The sequence below is a fragment of the Streptomyces camponoticapitis genome (assembly GCF_014646115.1).
Lineage (GTDB): Bacteria > Actinomycetota > Actinomycetes > Streptomycetales > Streptomycetaceae > Streptomyces > Streptomyces camponoticapitis.
Genome location: NZ_BMMV01000033.1, coordinates 68,543 through 85,364, shown reverse-complemented (window position 1 = coordinate 85,364; position 16,822 = coordinate 68,543). Strand labels below are relative to the sequence as shown.

General features: G+C 71.6%; 13 protein-coding genes and 2 pseudogenes. 7 read left to right on the top strand and 8 right to left on the bottom strand.

The features are described 5' to 3' along the window. Positions 1-81: 81 nt before the first annotated feature. On the top strand, positions 82-1,740 hold the full coding sequence (locus IEY79_RS33920) for an ABC-F family ATP-binding cassette domain-containing protein (protein WP_189111492.1): 1,659 nt from the start codon (positions 82-84) through the stop codon (positions 1,738-1,740). A gap of 111 nt (positions 1,741-1,851) precedes the next feature. Here the strand turns inward: IEY79_RS33920 and IEY79_RS33915 are convergent, their stop codons facing one another. The 4 genes from IEY79_RS33915 to IEY79_RS33905 all read right to left on the bottom strand — a co-directional run bounded on the left by IEY79_RS33915 (position 1,852) and on the right by IEY79_RS33905 (position 6,301). Further along, a complete protein-coding gene (locus IEY79_RS33915) occupies positions 1,852-4,245 on the bottom strand; it encodes a Tex family protein (RefSeq protein ID WP_189111491.1) in 2,394 nt (797 codons plus the stop codon). A gap of 137 nt (positions 4,246-4,382) precedes the next feature. Continuing rightward, positions 4,383-4,517 carry an LPFR motif small protein gene (locus IEY79_RS38120; protein ID WP_268240661.1) on the bottom strand — a complete coding sequence of 45 codons (135 nt, stop codon included), beginning with the start codon at positions 4,515-4,517 and terminating at the stop codon, positions 4,383-4,385. A 79-nt stretch (positions 4,518-4,596) separates the two neighbouring features. Then, entirely contained in the window at positions 4,597-5,460 is an 864-nt protein-coding gene (locus IEY79_RS33910) for an SCO6745 family protein (protein WP_189111490.1), read from the bottom strand. Between the two features lie 73 nt (positions 5,461-5,533). After that, positions 5,534-6,301 carry an enoyl-CoA hydratase/isomerase family protein gene (locus IEY79_RS33905; RefSeq protein WP_189111489.1) on the bottom strand — a complete coding sequence of 256 codons (768 nt, stop codon included), beginning with the start codon at positions 6,299-6,301 and terminating at the stop codon, positions 5,534-5,536. A 306-nt stretch (positions 6,302-6,607) separates the two neighbouring features. On the opposite strand from IEY79_RS33905, the pseudogene IEY79_RS33900 reads away from it, so the two are divergent. Beyond that, positions 6,608-7,048: pseudogene (locus IEY79_RS33900) on the top strand (ATP-binding protein); the annotation flags it as partial. A 142-nt stretch (positions 7,049-7,190) separates the two neighbouring features. On the opposite strand, the gene idi reads toward IEY79_RS33900, so the two are convergent. The 4 genes and pseudogenes from idi to galE all read right to left on the bottom strand — a co-directional run bounded on the left by idi (position 7,191) and on the right by galE (position 11,070). After that, positions 7,191-7,784 (bottom strand): isopentenyl-diphosphate Delta-isomerase, encoded by a 594-nt coding sequence (gene idi, locus IEY79_RS33895; RefSeq protein WP_189111488.1) that lies wholly within the window; start codon positions 7,782-7,784, stop codon positions 7,191-7,193. A gap of 209 nt (positions 7,785-7,993) precedes the next feature. After that, positions 7,994-8,755 (bottom strand): annotated as a pseudogene (locus IEY79_RS33890) (class I SAM-dependent methyltransferase); the annotation flags it as partial. A 241-nt stretch (positions 8,756-8,996) separates the two neighbouring features. Next, on the bottom strand, positions 8,997-9,938 hold the full coding sequence (locus tag IEY79_RS33885) for a cation diffusion facilitator family transporter (protein ID WP_189111486.1): 942 nt from the start codon (positions 9,936-9,938) through the stop codon (positions 8,997-8,999). A 148-nt stretch (positions 9,939-10,086) separates the two neighbouring features. Then, a complete protein-coding gene (gene galE, locus IEY79_RS33880) occupies positions 10,087-11,070 on the bottom strand; it encodes a UDP-glucose 4-epimerase GalE (protein ID WP_189111485.1) in 984 nt (327 codons plus the stop codon). Between the two features lie 362 nt (positions 11,071-11,432). On the opposite strand from galE, the gene IEY79_RS33875 reads away from it, so the two are divergent. From IEY79_RS33875 to IEY79_RS33855, 5 genes are read left to right on the top strand one after another with little or no spacing between them, the layout of a single operon-like run. Then, positions 11,433-13,361: a DUF5941 domain-containing protein gene (locus tag IEY79_RS33875; RefSeq protein ID WP_189111505.1), complete on the top strand. Its 1,929-nt coding sequence runs from the start codon at positions 11,433-11,435 to the stop codon at positions 13,359-13,361. Then, positions 13,358-14,095 (top strand): phosphocholine cytidylyltransferase family protein, encoded by a 738-nt coding sequence (locus tag IEY79_RS33870; protein WP_189111484.1) that lies wholly within the window; start codon positions 13,358-13,360, stop codon positions 14,093-14,095. The genes IEY79_RS33875 and IEY79_RS33870 overlap by 4 nt, the downstream gene beginning before the upstream one ends. Then, positions 14,083-15,144: an iron-containing alcohol dehydrogenase family protein gene (locus IEY79_RS33865; RefSeq protein WP_189111483.1), complete on the top strand. Its 1,062-nt coding sequence runs from the start codon at positions 14,083-14,085 to the stop codon at positions 15,142-15,144. Before IEY79_RS33870 ends, IEY79_RS33865 begins: the two co-directional genes overlap by 13 nt. Next, complete coding sequence (locus tag IEY79_RS33860) at positions 15,122-15,901, top strand: CDP-alcohol phosphatidyltransferase family protein (protein ID WP_189111482.1); 780 nt, start codon at positions 15,122-15,124, stop codon at positions 15,899-15,901. Before IEY79_RS33865 ends, IEY79_RS33860 begins: the two co-directional genes overlap by 23 nt. Positions 15,902-15,906: 5 nt before the next feature. Beyond that, the gene (locus tag IEY79_RS33855; protein WP_189111481.1) at positions 15,907-16,779 is read left to right on the top strand and encodes a glycosyltransferase family 2 protein; all 873 of its coding nucleotides are present in this window, start codon (positions 15,907-15,909) and stop codon (positions 16,777-16,779) included. Positions 16,780-16,822: the final 43 nt, after the last annotated feature.

The window sequence follows — 16,822 nt, the reverse complement described above, 5'->3', positions numbered from 1 at the left end:
CATCAGTCAACTCATGACGTCTCACCACGACTTACCAACGACCAACAGACTTTGCGGACACGCCCTAGAATCGACGGTCTGATGACTGCCACTCTCGTCGCCAAGAATCTCGCCGCGGGCCACGGCGACCGCGCACTCTTCGCGGAGCTCGACCTCGTCGTCGCGCCCGGCGACGTGATCGGTCTCGTCGGGGTCAACGGAGCGGGGAAATCGACCCTCCTGCGGCTGCTCGCCGGGCTCGACACCCCCGAGGACGGGGCGCTGAGCCTCTCCCCGCCCACCGCCACCGTGGGCCACCTCCCGCAGGAGCCCGAGCGGCACCCCGGCGAATCCGTGCGTGACTTCCTCGCCCGGCGTACGGGTGTCACCGACGCCCAGGCCGCCCTCGACGCGGCCACCCAGGCTCTCGTCGACGGCGCGCCCGGCGCCGACGACGCGTACGCGGCAGGTCTGGAGCGCTGGCTCGGACTCGGCGGCGCGGACCTCGACGAACGCGCCGAGGAAGTCGTCGCGTCCCTCGGCCTGACCGTCGGCCTCGACCAGCCGATGACCACCCTCTCCGGCGGCGAGGCTGCCCGCGCCGGCCTCGCGTCCCTGCTGCTCTCCCGTTACGACGTCTTCCTCCTGGACGAGCCGACCAACGACCTCGACCTCGACGGACTCGAACGCCTCGAATCCGTCGTCACCGGCCTCCGCGCGGGCACGGTCCTCGTCAGCCACGACCGCGAGTTCCTCACCCGCACGGTCACCAAGGTCCTCGAACTCGACCTGGCCCAGCAGCAGGTGAACCTCTTCGGCGGTGGCTACTCGGCCTATCTCGAAGAGCGTGAGCGCGCCCGGCAGCACGCGCGCGAGGAGTACGACGAGTACGCCGACAAGCGCTCGGCCCTCCAGGGGCGCGCCCAGACGCAGCGCTCCTGGATGGAGAAGGGCGTCAAGAACGCACGCCGCAAGGCAACGGACAACGACAAGATCGGCCGCAAGTTCCGCTCCGAGTCCACGGAGAAGCAGGCGGCGAAGGCCCGCCAGACGCAGCGCCTGATCGAACGCCTGGACGCCGACGCCGTCGACGAGCCGCGCAAGGAGTGGGAACTCCGGATGGAGATCGCCTCGGCGCCGCGCTCCGGTTCGGTGGTCGCGACCCTGAACGGCGCCGAAGTCCGGCGCGGCGACTTCCACTTCGGCCCCGCCTCGCTCCAGATCGACTGGGCGGACCGGGTCGCGATCACCGGCGCGAACGGCGCGGGCAAGTCCACCCTGCTGGCGCTCCTCCTCGGCCGGCTGGCCCCCGACGCGGGCGCCGCCTCCCTCGGCTCGGGCGTGGTGGTCGGCGAGGTCGACCAGGCCCGCGCGCTGTTCCACGGCCCGGAGACGCTGCTCGACGCGTTCTGCGCGGCGGTCCCGGACACGGAACCGGCCGAAGTCCGCACGCTGCTGGCCAAGTTCGGCCTCAAGGCGGCCCATGTGCTGCGCCCGGCGACAACGCTCTCCCCGGGCGAACGCACCCGCGCGGCCCTGGCACTGCTCCAGGGCCGCGGAGTGAACCTCCTGGTCCTGGACGAGCCGACTAACCACCTCGACCTCGTGGCGATCGAACAACTGGAGTCGGCGCTCGACTCGTACGAGGGAACCCTGCTGCTGGTCACCCACGACCGCCGGATGCTGGGGTCCGTCCGGACGGGCCGGCGGATCGAGGTCACCTCGGGCAAGCTCACGGAACTCTCACCGACCCGCCCCTGAGCCGTTGGCACGCGGTGGTCCCGCTCCGGACCTCGGTGCATCCCCGAACGCCGGACAGGCGGCACGTACCCGCTGTCCGGCGTTCGACGACAAGTCGCCGGCCCGCCGCTGTCAGCCCCCGAGCCCCGCCCTGCGCAGCGCGTCGGCCATCGCGCTGTTCGCCGGGGCCGGGGCCGGCTTCGACTGCTGTTTCGACGGCGCCTGCCGCTTCGCGCCGCGATTGCCACCACGGTCGCCCGCGCCGGAGCCGCGCTGCTTGCCGCCCCCGCCGCCCCGCTGCTGCGGCGCGCGCTCCCCGCCGGCGGCCGACTCCGCCTCGTCGTCGAGCCGCAGCGTCAGTGAGATCCGCTTGCGGGGGATGTCGACCTCCCGCACCTTCACCCTCACCACGTCCCCCGGCTTCACCACGTCGCGCGGGTCCTTCACGAATGTCTTCGACATCGCCGACACGTGCACCAGCCCGTCCTGGTGCACCCCGATGTCCACGAACGCCCCGAACGCCGCCACGTTCGTGACCACGCCCTCCAGTACCATCCCGGCCGTGAGGTCGCCGATCTTCTCGACGCCGTCCTTGAACGTCGCCGTCTTGAACGCCGGCCGCGGGTCCCGGCCCGGCTTCTCCAGCTCGCGCAGGATGTCCGTGACCGTCGGCAGCCCGAACGCGTCGCTGACGAAGTCCGCGGGCCGCAGCGAGCGCAGCGCCCCCGCGTTGCCCATCAGCGCCGCGACCTCGCTGCCCGTCGTCTTCACCATCGCGCGGACCACCGGATACGCCTCCGGGTGGACGGACGACGCGTCCAGCGGGTCGTCCCCGTCCCGGATCCGCAGGAAGCCCGCGCACTGCTCGTACGCCTTCGGCCCCAGCCGAGCCACATCCTTCAGCGCGCGCCGCGAGCGGAACGGTCCGTTGGAGTCGCGGTGGGCGACGATGTTCTCCGCGAGACCGGCGCCGATGCCGGAAACCCGTGAAAGCAGCGGCGCGGACGCGGTGTTGACGTCGACGCCGACGCCGTTCACACAGTCCTCGACGACCGCGTCGAGCGAGCGGGAGAGCTTCACCTCGGACAGGTCGTGCTGGTACTGGCCCACGCCGATCGACTTGGGGTCGATCTTGACCAGCTCGGCGAGCGGGTCCTGCAGCCGCCGGGCGATGGAGACGGCGCCGCGGATCGACACGTCGAGGTCGGGCAGCTCCTGGGAGGCGAACGCGGAGGCGGAGTACACGGAGGCGCCCGCCTCCGAGACCATCACCTTCGTGAGCTTCAACTCCGGGTGTTTCGCGATCAGTTCGCCCGCCAGCTTGTCCGTCTCACGCGACGCCGTTCCGTTGCCGATGGCGATCAGGTCGACGGAGTGCTCGGCGCAGAGCCGCGCCAGCCTCGCCAGGGACTCGTCCCACTTGTTCGCCGGGACATGCGGATAGATCGTGTCGATGCCGACGACCTTGCCCGTCGCGTCGACGACGGCGACCTTGACCCCCGTACGGAAGCCCGGGTCCAGCCCGAGCGTGGCACGCGTCCCCGCGGGCGCCGCCAGCAGCAGATCGCGCAGGTTCGACGCGAAGACCCGTACCGCCTCGTCCTCGGCGGCCGTACGCAGCCGAAGGCGCAGGTCGATGCCGAGGTGGACGAGGATCCGGGTGCGCCAGGCCCAACGGACCGTGTCGGCGAGCCACTTGTCGCCGGGCCGGCCGCGGTCCGCGACGCCGAAGCGGCGGGCGACCATGGACTCGTAGGTGCTGGGGCCCGGCTGCGCGGCGGTGTCGTCCGCCTCCGGCTCCAGGCTGAGGTCGAGGATCTCCTCCTTCTCGCCCCGGAAGAGCGCCAGCATCCGGTGCGAGGGGAGCGCGGTGAAGGCCTCGGCGAAGTCGAAGTAGTCGGCGAACTTGGCGGCCGGACCCTCCGTGGCGTTGCCCTTGCCCTCGCGCACCTTCGCCGTGAGCCGGCCGCGCGTCCACATGCGCTCCCGCAGCTCACCGATGAGGTCGGCGTCCTCGGAGAAACGCTCGGTGAGGATGGCGCGGGCGCCGTCCAGCGCGGCCGCGGCGTCCGCTACGCCCTTGTCGGCGTCGACGAAGGCCGCCGCGGCGGCCAGGGGGTCCACCGACGGATCGGAGAGCAGGCCCTCGGCGAGCGGTTCGAGCCCGGCCTCGCGGGCGATCTGCGCCTTCGTGCGCCGCTTGGGCTTGAACGGCAGATAGATGTCCTCAAGGCGGGACTTGGTGTCGGCGGCCCGGATCTGCGTCTCCAGGGCCTCGTCCAGCTTGCCCTGCTCGCGTACGGACTCCAGGATCGCCGTCCGGCGCTCCTCAAGTTCGCGCAGGTAGCGCAACCGCTCTTCGAGCGTGCGCAACTGCGCGTCGTCGAGCATCTCGGTCGCTTCCTTGCGGTAGCGAGCGATGAACGGGACGGTCGACCCGCCGTCCAGCAGCTCGACGGCCGCCTTCACCTGCCGCTCACGTACGCCGATTTCCTCGGCGATCCTGCCTTCGATGGACGTCGTCACGTTCTCCCCGACCCGGCTCTCGTGCTGGCTGTGCTTGTGCCTGCATTGTGCCGGGTGGCCGGGGGCCGTGTCGCGCGCCCTGTCCGTCGGAGGTGTCGTGGCGTCACCGCGCCGGGTCGGGCGTCGGCGCGGCCGGGTCAGGCGCGGCGGGCACGGCCTCCGCCGCGCGAGGCGCCGCCGAACAGCTTGGCGACGAGCCGGAACGGCAGGCTGACCACGGTGGCGATGGCGCCACCGACGGCGCGAAGTGCATCTGCGATGGCACGCATGATGGGAAACCTCCTGTTAGACAGCGGGTCTGCCTTGATGACCCACACTCCTCCGGTTTGCCGCTGAGCGCCTTCGCAAACGTCAGCTCTTCCCGATGAGATCCTCCGGGAAGGCTCCGGCACCGGCCGCCGCCAGGAGGAATCCACGCGCCAGCTCCGTGAGACGCTCCACCCCGTCGGCGCCCAGATGTTCGTACGGCGCGCTGTCGAGCCGGTCCGTGTGGTCCTCCAGATCGGCGCTGAGGGCGGTGCCCGCCTCGGTCAGCTCGCCCGCCTCGTCCAGCAGCCCACGCTTCCGCAGCCGGCCGGCCGCGGCGTCCCAGTCCGTACGGTGCCAGCCCCGGGTCCCGAGCACCCAGCGCGGCGACATGCCCTTGCCGGTCGCGGTGTGGCTGACGAGCGCCTCGACCGGGTCGAGACCGGCGGACAGCAGCGCGGTGAGATGGCCGTCGCCGCGGTGTTCGCGCAGCAGGGTCGCCGCGTGCCAGTAGGCCAGGTGCGGCTGCTCGGGGACCGGCAGGTCGGCGTGCGCGGCGTAGAGCGGCCGGGCGTTACGGGTGCACGCCTCGGTGGCGCGCAGCGCGAGCTGTGCCGCCTCGGCCATCTCGTCGGAGGTGATGACCTCCTCACCGAGGACGCGCCGCAGGGTGGAGTCGACGGCGCGCAGCCTGGCGTCGAGCACGGCCTCGGGCGTGGCGACGCGCCAGACGGCGGGTACGTGCTGGGCGACCAGCTCATAGCTGAAGTTGTAGAAGGCGGCGGCGATCACACCGGGCCCTACGGCGCCCATCGCGGCGCCGCGCCCGGCGAAGTACGCGGCTCTCGGGTTGTCGACACCGGTCGCGGCGAGCTCCTTGTCCAGGTCCGGGGAGAAGTAGACCGTCGAGTGGAGCGGATTGACGGCGTTGTGACAGCGGCGTCCGGCGCGCGGGGCGAGAGTGGTCATGCGGGTATGTTACCGACTGGTCGGTACGTACGGAACCCCGGGTGCGTGACCCGCGAGCGCCCCGGCGGGGGGCCTACTCCCGCACCGTCCACCCGAAGCGCGGCGCCCGGCGTTCCAGGAACGCCGCAACGCCCTCCGCCCGGTCCCCGCTGTCGCGCGCCTGCTCGTCCCAGTGCGCGTCCCGGTCCTCGCGGCCCCCCGCGTACTCCTTCGCCGCGGCCTGCGTCAGTCGCGAGCGCGACGCCAGCACCCGGGTGAACTCGGCCACCCGCTTGCCCAGTTCGCCCGCGGCGAGCACCTCGTCCACCAGACCGACCCGCAGCGCCCGCTCGGTCTCGATCAACTCCCCGGAGAACAGCAGGTACTTGGCGGTCGAGGGACCGACCAGCGAGACCAGGCGGCGGGTCGACGACGACCGGTAGACCACGCCGAGCTTCGCGGGCGTGATCCCGAACCGCGCGCCCTCCTCCGCGAACCGCAGATCGCACGCGACCGCCAACTGGGCGCCGCCTCCCACGCAGTAGCCCCGTACGGCCGCGAGCGTCGGCTTCGGGAACGCGGCCAGTGCCTCCTCCGCCCGCACGCTGAGATCCTGTATCACGTCGCCCGGCTCGCGCAGCGCCCCGATGTCGGCGCCGGCGCTGAAGGAGTCCCCGGCGCCGGTGAGCACCAGGGCGTGTACGGCGGGGTCCGTCGCCATCCCGGCCAGCAGTCCGGGCAGCGCCCGCCACATGTCCGGGGTCAGCGCGTTGCGCTTGGCGGGATGGGTGATGGTGACGGTGGCGATCCCGTCGGCGACGGCGGCGGCCAGCCGTGGCGGTGCGGGCTCGGTGGGCTCCATGGGCCGGATGCTATCCGGGCACGCCGCACCCGCTGTTCCCGGCCGGTGTGACCCTCCGGCAGGCGGAACCGCACGGACCGGCGGATCGGACGGGCGGCCCGCACGGGCGCGCGCTTTTCATAGACGGACAGAAAAGCGACACGGTCGGTCAGTCGTCCGACTCGATAAAACGCACCTGGCCGCAATGTGTCGATAGGTGCTGACTTCTGTTCAGTTCCCTGGTCCGTCCAGCCCCGCTCCCAACACTCGGAGTCCGATGCACAGCGCGCTCGGAGCGCTGGGGAATCAGGAGTGGGTGCCGCGGTGATGGAGAGCCTCGGGAGTGTTCCGGCGAGACCGATGCCGTACGAGGGGGTCTGGCGGTTCACGGCACCGGCGGTCGAACTCTCCGTGCCGCACGCCCGGCACGCCGTGCGTGATCTGCTGGTCCGGCAGGGCGCGCCGCTGTCCGACGAGACCGTCCAGGGGCTGCTGCTGATCGTCTCGGAGCTGGTGACCAACGCCGTACGGCACGCGGCCTTGCTCTCGCCCGAGCTCGCGGTGGAGGTCGCCATCGCCGCCGACTGGGTCCGGGTGTCCGTGGAGGACGACCATCCCTACCGGCCGAAGCCGCTGGAAATGGACTACGCGCAGACCGGCGGGCGCGGCCTGCTGCTCGTCCGGGAGATCACCCGGGAGGCGGGCGGCACCTGCGACGTCGATCAGACGGCGAGCGGCGGGAAGATCGTCTGGGCGCTGCTCCCGCTGTCGCGCGACGCCGTGGTGGTGTCCGCCCAGGAGGTCCTGAGCGCCCAGGCCGCGCCGCCCGCCCAGGAGGTCCTGCCGGTCCACGAGGCTCAGGGGCGTCCCGTACCCCCGGCCCCCTGATCCAGGGGGCCCGAGCGGAGGGCTACCAGCCGCCGGCCGGCCCCGTGAGTTCCTGGACCGCCGGGCGCGCCGCGTCCAGCACGGTCATGAACCACGCGGAGAACGGCGCCGACCGGTGCCGCTCCGCAAGCTCCGTCGGCGTGACGTACGCCGTGTCGCCGATCTCCGCCGGGTCCGGCCGCAGCGACGCCTGCGCGAGCCCCACGAAGAGGTGGTTGTACTCCTGCTCGACCAGCCCGGACCCCGGGTCCGGGTGGTTGTAGCGGACCGTGCCCGCCTCGGCGAGGAGCGTGGGCGAGATGCCGAGTTCTTCGTACGTACGCCGGGCCGCGGCGGCGAAGGGCGCCTCACCCGGATACGGGTGCCCGCAGCAGGTGTTCGACCAGACACCGGGGGAGTGGTACTTGCCGAGCGCGCGGCGCTGGATCAGCAGCCTGCCCTGCTCGTCGAAGAGGAAGACGGAGAACGCCCGGTGCAGCTGACCCGGTGCCTGGTGTGCCGCGAGCTTCTCCGCCGTGCCGATGGTGTTGCCGTCCTCGTCGACCAGCTCCAGCATGATCGCTTCTTGTACGCCGTTCGGCGAGCTGCTCGTCGCAGTGACAGGTGTGGTCGGCATAGCCATCCTTCGCTTCGGTCCTCGGCCCCCAAGTCTGCCGTACAAGAGCGTCCTGTCCGTACTTCCGCGAAACGGGCATGTCCGCCCCCGGAATGTGCTCCGCGGGGGCGGACATGGGCGTTACGTCCCGGCTTTCGCCGGGGGCCGGGCCGTCACGCCACCGGTGCTCCTTCTGTCCCTTCCGCGCCTTGCGTCCCCTTGGCCTCTACGGGCTGCCGGGGGCGCAGGACATAACCGGTGTAGCCGTACTCCGCGCCGTGCTCGCGTCGCATCGTGATCTCCGTACGGGTGACGGCGAGCGCCTGAGACATGCCGGGCGCCCGCGAGTCGGCCGCGTCGGCCCGCTCGCCGAGCGGCCCGTAGTACTCGTCCCAGTCGCTCTCCGGCTGCGGATAGACCTCCAGCACGGTGTATCCGGCGGCGACGGCCGCGGCCGTGTTCTCCCCGGCCGTACGCAGCGGATACTCCGCGTCCCAGAATGCGCGCGCCTCGGCGCTCGGCTCCGCCGTCGTCCACTCGCACTCGGTGACGATCAGGGTGCCGCCGGGGGCGAGCAGCCGCCGCCAGAGGCGCAGGCCCTTGTCGAAGCCGATGGAGTAGATCGAGCTCTCCGCCCAGACCAGGTCGAACGACCCGTCCGGGTAGGGGAGTTCCGCCATGTCGACCGCTTCCGTGCTGATCGACCCGGTGAGCCCGCGGGCGGCGGCGGTGTGCCGCAGCTCGTCGAGGAACGGCTCGTGCAGATCGACGGCGGTCACCCGCGCGCCGGCCTCGGCGGCCAGCAGGAGCGACACCCTGCCGGGGCCGCAGCCCAGGTCGAGCGCGCGCGGACGGGACGGCAGCGGTCCGGCGGAGGACAGCAGCCGCCTGGTGGTGGCGTCGGAGCCGGGGCCCTGCCGCGGCAGCCCGTGGTGCAGGGCGAAGAAAGCGTCGTGGACGGAGGTCGGATCGGTCGTGTCGTTGTCGGACAACGTGAGAACCCTTGTGTGAGGGGCTCCGGCCGACGCGGGACCGGTGTGGTGCGGACCGGTCAGCCGGCAGCCCGGAGGATGAGGAAGGACCGTGTGCCGCGCGGGGCGGCCTCCACTGCGACGGTCATCAACCTCAGCTCCTCTCACGACGGGGGAGACGCTCTTGTCTCCGGCCGGGACTCTAACAGGGGCCGTACGGGGCGGGCCCCCGGTTTCCGCCGCCCGCCGGTCACGGCACAGCTCAGTGGCAGAGATTCGCCTCGTGCTCGGCGTGCCCCACGGGCTCCAGCTGGAAGGTGCAGTGCTCGACGTCGAAGTGGCTGCCGAGGCAGCCCTGGAGATCGTGCAGCATCTTCTCGTGCCCGACGCTGTCCAGCACGGACTGGCTCACCACCACATGCGCCGAGAGCACCGGCATGCCCGAGGTGATCGTCCACGCGTGCAGGTCGTGCACGTCCTCCACGCCGGGGAGCGCCACTATGTGCGCCCTGACCTCACCCATGTCCACACCCTTGGGCGCCGCCTCAAGCAGCACGTTCAGCGTCTCGCGCAGGAGCTTCACCGTTCTCGGGACGATCATCAGGCCGATCACCAGGGAGGCGATCGGGTCGGCCGCCTGCCAGCCCGTGGTCAGGATGATCGTCGCGGAGATCAGGACCGTGACCGAACCGAGGGTGTCGGCCAGCACCTCCAGATACGCCCCGCGCACATTGAGGCTCTCCTTCTGCCCGCGCACCAGCAGGGAGAGCGAGATCAGATTGGCGACCATACCCACGGCCGCGAAGATGATCGCGAGTCCGCCCTTGGTCTCGGCGGGAGTGATGAAGCGTTCGACCGCCTCGAAGAGCAGGAAGCCGCCGACGCCGAGCAGCAGCAGACAGTTGGCGAGCGCGGCCAGGATCTCGGCGCGGGCCAGCCCGAACGTACGGTTTCCGGTCGACGGGCGGCCCGCGAAGTGGATCGCGAGCAGCGCGAGGGCGAGCCCGACGGCGTCCGTCGCCATATGGGCGGCGTCGGCGACCAGGGCCAGGGAGTCGGAGACGATGCCGCCGATGATCTCCATGACCATGACGGAGAGGGTGATCCCCAGCGCGATCCGCAGCCGCCCGGCGTAGGCGGCGGACGCGGTCCCCGGCGGCGCCGCGCCGCCGTGTGTGTGCCCGTGATCGTGCCCTGCCCCCATGGGGTTGCCTCCCGGTGTGTGCGAGCCGATGCGGCCAGTGAACTACGGGTGGGGGGTATCGAGCAACACGGGACTGAACACCGTTGTCATTCCCCCTGACCTGCGATGATGCCCGCAGGTCAGGGGAGTGTGAAGATCGTTTTACGGCTCACTCCGCCGACAGTTCGGGGTGGTGCAGCCGCCAGCCTTCCCATGCCGATTCGACCATTTCGCGTACCCCGCGACGCGCGGTCCAGCCCAGGTCCGCGGTGATCGACTCGACCGACGCGACGGCCTTCGCCGCGTCGCCGGCCCGGCGCGGTTCGACGACCGGGGGAGCCCGGTGGCCCGTGACCTCGCCCACCAGATCCGCGAGTTCGCGCACCGACACCCCCTCGCCGCGCCCGATGTTGTACGTCACGTCACCGGGCACGTCCCGCGCGGCCAGCCGCCGTGCCACCGCCAGATGCGCGTCGGCGAGATCGGCGACATGGATGTAGTCCCGTACGCAGGTGCCGTCCGGCGTCGGATAGTCCGCGCCGAAGATCCGCACCGGCTCGCCGCGGGTGATCCGGTCGAAGAACATCGGGATGATGTTGAACACCCCGGTGTCCGCCAACTCGGGGCGCGCCGCCCCCGCCACGTTGAAGTAGCGCAGACACGCGGTGCGCAGCGAGTGGGCCCGGCCCGTGGCGCGTACCAGCCACTCGCCCGTGAGCTTCGTCTCGCCGTACGGATTGATCGGCACGGCCGGGGTCTTCTCGGTGATCAGCTCCACGTCGGGCACGCCGTACACCGCGGCCGAGGACGAGAACAGGAACCGCTCGACCCCGGCGGCGACCACGGCCTCCAGCAGCACCGTGAGACCGTGCACGTTCTCCCGGTAGTAGGTGAGCGGCTCCTCGACCGACTGGCCGACCTGTTTCTTGGCGGCGAGATGCACCACACCGGTCACCGCGTGGTCGGCGAGCGCCCGGTCGATGGCCTCCCGGTCGAGCAACGAGCCGCGTACCAGCGGGATTTCGGCGGGCAGCCGGTCCACGACGCCGGACGAGACGTCGTCGAGGACGACGACCCGCTCACCCGCCTCGGCCATGGACCGCGCCACATGCGCCCCGATGTACCCCGCTCCACCTGTGATCAGCCAAGTCATGCCGTCAGCCTAGGGGGTGCCGTTCGCCCGCCGCCGGGTCGACCGGACCGCCCCGGTGGTCGTACGGTTACCGGACGTTCATCTCGCGGTCGCGGCTTCGACGGTGCAGACCGTGCGGAGTCGGATATGTCTTACGGAGCCCGTACGGCTTCCGACGGCCACGGTTTGTGAGGCGGGGCACCGATCGACAATGATGATCTCCCGGCGGGCCGGAATTGGACCGGCTCATGGCGTCCGGGGCGTGAACGGGCGATGAACGCGGTCTTCCGTTCATCCGATAGCCTCTGCCGACATGCCGCCGACCCGGACCCCGGGCAGAGCCGCCGCACGTCCGCCCTGTCAGTGTCAAGGAGTGAATTCGTCTGTCGACCGCCATCCTCACCGGCACGCCGGTACCCGGATCGCCGCTCGAAGGCGAGCTGCGGTCGCTGGGATTCGACGTGCGCACCGCGCCCGACGCGACCGCGGCCCTGAGGCTGCTCGCCGCGGTGCCCGCCGCTGACCGGGTCGCCCTGGTCGACCAGCGCTTCGTCGGCCATCTCCACACGCTGCGGCTGGCGTTGACCGATCCCCGGTTCCCGGCGGCGGCCGTCACCGGTGCGCTGACGGCGCGGCCCGAGGCGCGTGCGGCGCTCGCCGTGGCGCTGACCACCGTGACGAACGGCACGGACGGCGGCCGTACCGGCGCGACAACGGACGCCCACCCCGTACGGACCGGTGGCACCGGCCTGGTCACCGAGGCCGGCCGGCCCGTCACGCACAGCGCGCCCGCGACCGCCGAACTCCCCCTCGCCGACCGGGTCACCGCCGCGCTCGAAGCCGACGGCACCGACGTACGGCATCCCGAACTCGGCTCGCTCGTCGCCGCCGTCCCCGACGGGCCGGCCGCCCGCGAGGAGGCGCTCGCCGCCGTCGCGGCCGTCGACGACGAGGCCGTACGGCTGCGCTCCGCCGTGAAGGCCCGCGACGGCTTCTTCACCACCTTCTGCATCAGCCCCTACTCCCGCTACCTCGCCCGCTGGTGCGCCCGGCGCGGACTGACCCCCAACCAGGTCACCACCGCGTCCCTGTTCACCGCCCTGATCGCGGCGGGCTGCGCGGCCACCGGCACCCGGGGCGGCTACGTCGCCGCCGGACTGCTGCTGCTCTTCTCCTTCGTACTCGACTGCACGGACGGACAGCTCGCCCGCTACTCGCTCCAGTACTCCACGCTGGGCGCCTGGCTGGACGCGACCTTCGACCGGGCCAAGGAGTACGCGTACTACGCCGGTCTCGCGCTCGGCGCCGCCCGCGGCGGTGACGACGTATGGGCCCTGGCGCTCGCCGCGATGGTCCTCCAGTCCGTCCGGCACTTTGTCGACTTCGCCTTCAACGAGGCCAACGCCGACAGCACGGCCGCGACGGTCAACGGCAAGGCCGTCGTCGGCACCCCCACGACCGCCCTCTCCAGCAAGCTCGACAGCGTCGGCTGGACGGTCTGGGTGCGCCGGATGATCGTCCTGCCGATCGGTGAGCGCTGGGCGATGATCGCCGTCCTCACCGCCGTGGCCACCCCCCGGATCGTCTTCTACGCGCTCCTCGTCGGCTGCGCCTTCGCCGCCTGCTACACCACCGCCGGCCGGGTCCTGCGCTCGGTGACCCGCAAGGCCGTCCGGACCGACCGCGCCGCGCGGGCGCTCGCCGACCTCGCCGACACGGGACCGCTCGCCGAGCTGGTCGCCCGTGTGCTGCGGCGCCCGGCCCGCGCGCTGCCCGGTGTACTGCCGCTCCTGATCGCCCTCGCGGGCGGCGGCGCCGCCGTCGCGGTGGCCGCCTCCGCCCCGCTCGACAGCCCCGTGCTCGTCCTCGGCGCCCTGGTGTACGTCGTCACGTCGGGGATCGCGGTCGCCCACCGGATGGGCGGCCCGCTCGACTGGCTCGTCCCGCCGGTCCTCCGGGCGGCGGAGTACTGCACCGTCCTGGTCCTCGCCGCCCGCGCCGGCGTCCCCGGCGCCCTGCCCGCCGCGTTCGGGCTGGTCGCGGCGGTCGCCTACCACCACTACGACACGGTGTACCGCATCCGCGGCGGCGCCGGAGCCCCGCCCCGCGGGCTGGTCCGGTCACTCGGCGGACACGAGGGCCGCACGCTCCTCGTCACCGCGCTCGCCGCCTTCTCCACGGCCGAATTCGACCTACCGCTCGGCCTGACGGTGCTCGCCGTCGTCGTCGCCGTGATCGCGCTCGCCGAGTCCATCCAGTTCTGGGTGTCGTCGGGGGCCCCCGCCGTACACGACGAAGGAGAAACCGCATGATCGGCCTTGTTCTGGCAGCGGGTGCCGGAAGGCGTCTGCGCCCGTACACCGACACGCTCCCCAAGGCCCTGGTGCCCGTGGACGGCGACACGACCGTCCTCGACCTGACGCTCGGCAACTTCGCGGAGATCGGGCTCACCGAGGCCGCGATCGTCGTCGGCTACCGCAAGGAGGCCGTGTACGAGCGCAAGGCGGCCCTGGAGGCGACGTACGGCCTCACCCTCACGCTCGTCGACAACGACAAGGCCGAGGAGTGGAACAACGCCTACTCCCTGTGGTGCGCGCGCGACATCATCAGGCGCGGCGTGATCCTCGCCAACGGCGACACCGTCCACCCCGTCTCCGTCGAGCGCACCCTGCTCGCGGCCCGCGGCGAGGGCCGGAAGATCATCCTCGCCCTCGACGCGGTGAAGCGGCTCGCCGACGAGGAGATGAAGGTCATCACCGAGGAGGAGAAGGGCGTACGGCGCATCACGAAGCTGATGGACCCCGCCACCGCCACCGGTGAGTACATCGGCGTCACGCTCATCGAGCCCGAGGCCGCCGACGAACTCGCCGACGCCCTCAAGGCCACCTTCGAGCGCGACCCCGACCTCTACTACGAGGACGGCTACCAGGAACTCGTGGACAGAGGCTTCACCATCGACGTCGCCCCCATCGGCGACGTCCCCTGGGTGGAGATCGACAACCACGACGACCTCGCGAAGGGCCGTGTCATCGCGTGCCAGTACTGACCCGACTCATCCCGTCCCCGGTCGTCGTCGACATCAGCGGCGGCGCCATGGACGACCTCGCCGGCCTCCTCGCCGACCAGCGGATCTCCGCGTCCGGCAGGCTCGCCCTCGCCGTCAGCGGCGGTTCCGGCCAGGCGCTGCGCGAGAAGCTGGCGCCCCTGCTGCCCGACGCCGACTGGTTCCTCGTCGCCGACGGCACCATCGACTGCGCGGTGAAGCTCGCCGACGACATAAAGGGCAAGCGGTACGACGCGGTCGTCGGGCTCGGCGGCGGCAAGATCATCGACGTCGCGAAGTACGCGGCGGCCCGCGTGGGCCTGCCGATGGTGGCCGTCGCCACCAACCTCTCGCACGACGGCATCTGTTCGCCGATCTCCACGCTCGACAACGACAACGGCCGTGGCTCGTACGGCGTCCCGACGCCCATCGCGATCGTCGTGGACCTGGACGTCATCCGCGACGCCCCGGCCCGCTTCGTCCGCTCCGGCATCGGCGACGCGCTCTCCAATCTCTCCGCCATCGCCGACTGGGAGCTGTCCCACAAGGTCAACGGGGAGCCCGTGGACGGCCTGGCCGCTGCCATGGGCCGTACCGCCGGTGAGGCCGTCCTGCGCCACCCCGGCACCGTCGGCGACGACGATTTCCTGACCGTCCTGGCCGAGGCGCTCGTCCTGACCGGAATCGCCATGTCGATCAGCGGCGACTCCCGCCCGTCGTCCGGCGCCTGCCACGAGATCAGCCACGCCTTCGACCTGCTCTACTCAAAGAGGGCGGCGAGCCACGGCGAGCAGGTCGGCATCGGCGCCGCCTTCGCGATGCATCTGCGCGGCGCGCGCGAGCAGTCCGGGCTCATCGCCGAGGTCCTGCGCAGACATGAGATGCCGGTCCTGCCCGAGCAGATCGGCTTCACCCCCGACGAGTTCGTGCGGGCCGTCGAATACGCACCGCAGACCCGACCGGGCCGCTTCACGATCCTGGAGCACCTCGACCTGTCCACCGACCAGATCAGGGACGCGTACGCCGACTATGCCAAGACCATCAGTAGCTGAACTCCGTCCGGTCGTTCACCCCCCGGGCGTCAAGGACCGGCGGAGCGGCGAGCACTGGGGGGGCCGGCTCTACATGCGCGAGATCTCCCTGCGCGTCGACCGGTACCTGGTGAACACACGGGTCACGCCCAACCAGCTGACCTATGTGATGACCGTCGCCGGTGCCCTGGCCGCCCCCGCCCTCCTGGTGCCGGGGATCGCGGGCGCGGTGCTCGGCGTGCTGATGGTCCAGCTCTATCTGCTGCTCGACTGTGTCGACGGCGAGGTCGCCCGCTGGAAGAAGCAGTACTCGATGACCGGGGTGTATCTGGACCGGGTCGCCGCCTATCTGTGCGACGCCGCGGTCCTGGTCGGCTTCGGACTGCGCGCCGCCGACCTGTGGGGATCGGGGCGGATCGACTGGCTGTGGGCCTTCCTGGGCACGCTCGCCGCGCTCGGCGCCATCCTGATCAAGGCCGAGACCGACCTGGTGGGCGTCGCCCGTCACCAGCAGGGACTCGCCCCGGTCAAGGAGGCGGCCTCCGAGCCGCGCTCGTCCGGCATGGCGCTGGCCCGCAGGGCCGCCGGGGCGCTCAAGTTCCACCGGCTCATCCTCGGCATCGAGGCGTCCCTGCTGATCCTGGTCCTGGCCATCCTGGACTCGGTCAGGGACGACCTGTTCTTCTCCCGCCTCGGCGTCGCCGTGCTGGCCGGCATCGCCCTCGTACAGACACTGCTCCACCTGGTGTCCGTACTCGCCTCCAGCAGGCTGAGGTGAGTGACATGCGTCTCGGTGCGGTGATCATCACCATGGGCAACCGCCCCGACGACCTCCGCGCCCTCATCGACTCCGTCGCCAAGCAGGACGGCGACCCGATCGACGTCGTGGTCGTGGGCAACGGCGCCCCGGTCGGCGACGTCCCCGACGGCGTACGCACCGTCGAGCTGCCCGAGAACCTCGGCATCCCCGGCGGCCGCAACGTCGGCATCGAGGCTTTCGGCCCCGGCGGCTCCGACGTGGACGTCCTGCTCTTCCTCGACGACGACGGACTACTGCCCGGCACCGACACCGCCGAGCTGGTCCGCGAGGCCTTCGCCGCCGACCCGGTGCTCGGCATCGTCAGCTTCCGGATCGCCGACCCCGACACCGGTCTCACCCAGCGCCGCCACGTCCCCCGGCTGCGCGCCTCCGACCCGCTGCGCTCGTCACGGGTGACGACCTTCCTGGGCGGTGCCAACGCCGTCCGTACGAGAGTCCTCGCCGAGGTCGGCTCCCTGCCCGGCGACTTCTTCTACGCCCACGAGGAGACCGACCTTGCCTGGCGGGCGCTGGACGCCGGGTGGATGATCGACTACCGCGCCGACATGGTCCTCTTCCACCCCACGATGCCGCCGTCACGGCACGCGGTCTACCACCGCATGGTGGCCCGCAACCGGGTCTGGCTCGCCCGCCGCAACCTGCCCGCGCCCGTCGTCCCCGTCTATCTCGCCGTCTGGATCCTGCTCACCCTGGCCCGCCGCCCTACCGTCCCCGCGCTCAAGGCATGGTTCGGCGGGTTCCGGGAAGGCTGGACGACTCCGTGCGGTCCCCGCCGGCCCATGAAGTGGCGTACGGTGTGGCGGCTGACCCGACTGGGCCGACCGCCTGTCATCTGAGAGGCTCGGTTCTGAGAGCATCGACCCTGACTTCCGGGTCACG

Bases quoted from the DNA above. Each gene is read 5' to 3' on its own strand.
- IEY79_RS33885 (WP_189111486.1), bottom strand. From the start codon at position 9,938: ATGGGGGCAGGGCACGATCACGGGCACACACACGGCGGCGCGGCGCCG.
- idi (WP_189111488.1), bottom strand. From the start codon at position 7,784: ATGCCGACCACACCTGTCACTGCGACGAGCAGCTCGCCGAACGGCGTA.
- IEY79_RS33905 (WP_189111489.1), bottom strand. From the start codon at position 6,301: ATGGAGCCCACCGAGCCCGCACCGCCACGGCTGGCCGCCGCCGTCGCC.
- IEY79_RS33855 (WP_189111481.1), top strand. From the start codon at position 15,907: ATGCGTCTCGGTGCGGTGATCATCACCATGGGCAACCGCCCCGACGAC.
- galE (WP_189111485.1), bottom strand. From the start codon at position 11,070: ATGACTTGGCTGATCACAGGTGGAGCGGGGTACATCGGGGCGCATGTG.
- IEY79_RS33920 (WP_189111492.1), top strand. From the start codon at position 82: ATGACTGCCACTCTCGTCGCCAAGAATCTCGCCGCGGGCCACGGCGAC.
- IEY79_RS33860 (WP_189111482.1), top strand. From the start codon at position 15,122: ATGCCAAGACCATCAGTAGCTGAACTCCGTCCGGTCGTTCACCCCCCG.
- IEY79_RS33910 (WP_189111490.1), bottom strand. From the start codon at position 5,460: ATGACCACTCTCGCCCCGCGCGCCGGACGCCGCTGTCACAACGCCGTC.
- IEY79_RS33870 (WP_189111484.1), top strand. From the start codon at position 13,358: ATGATCGGCCTTGTTCTGGCAGCGGGTGCCGGAAGGCGTCTGCGCCCG.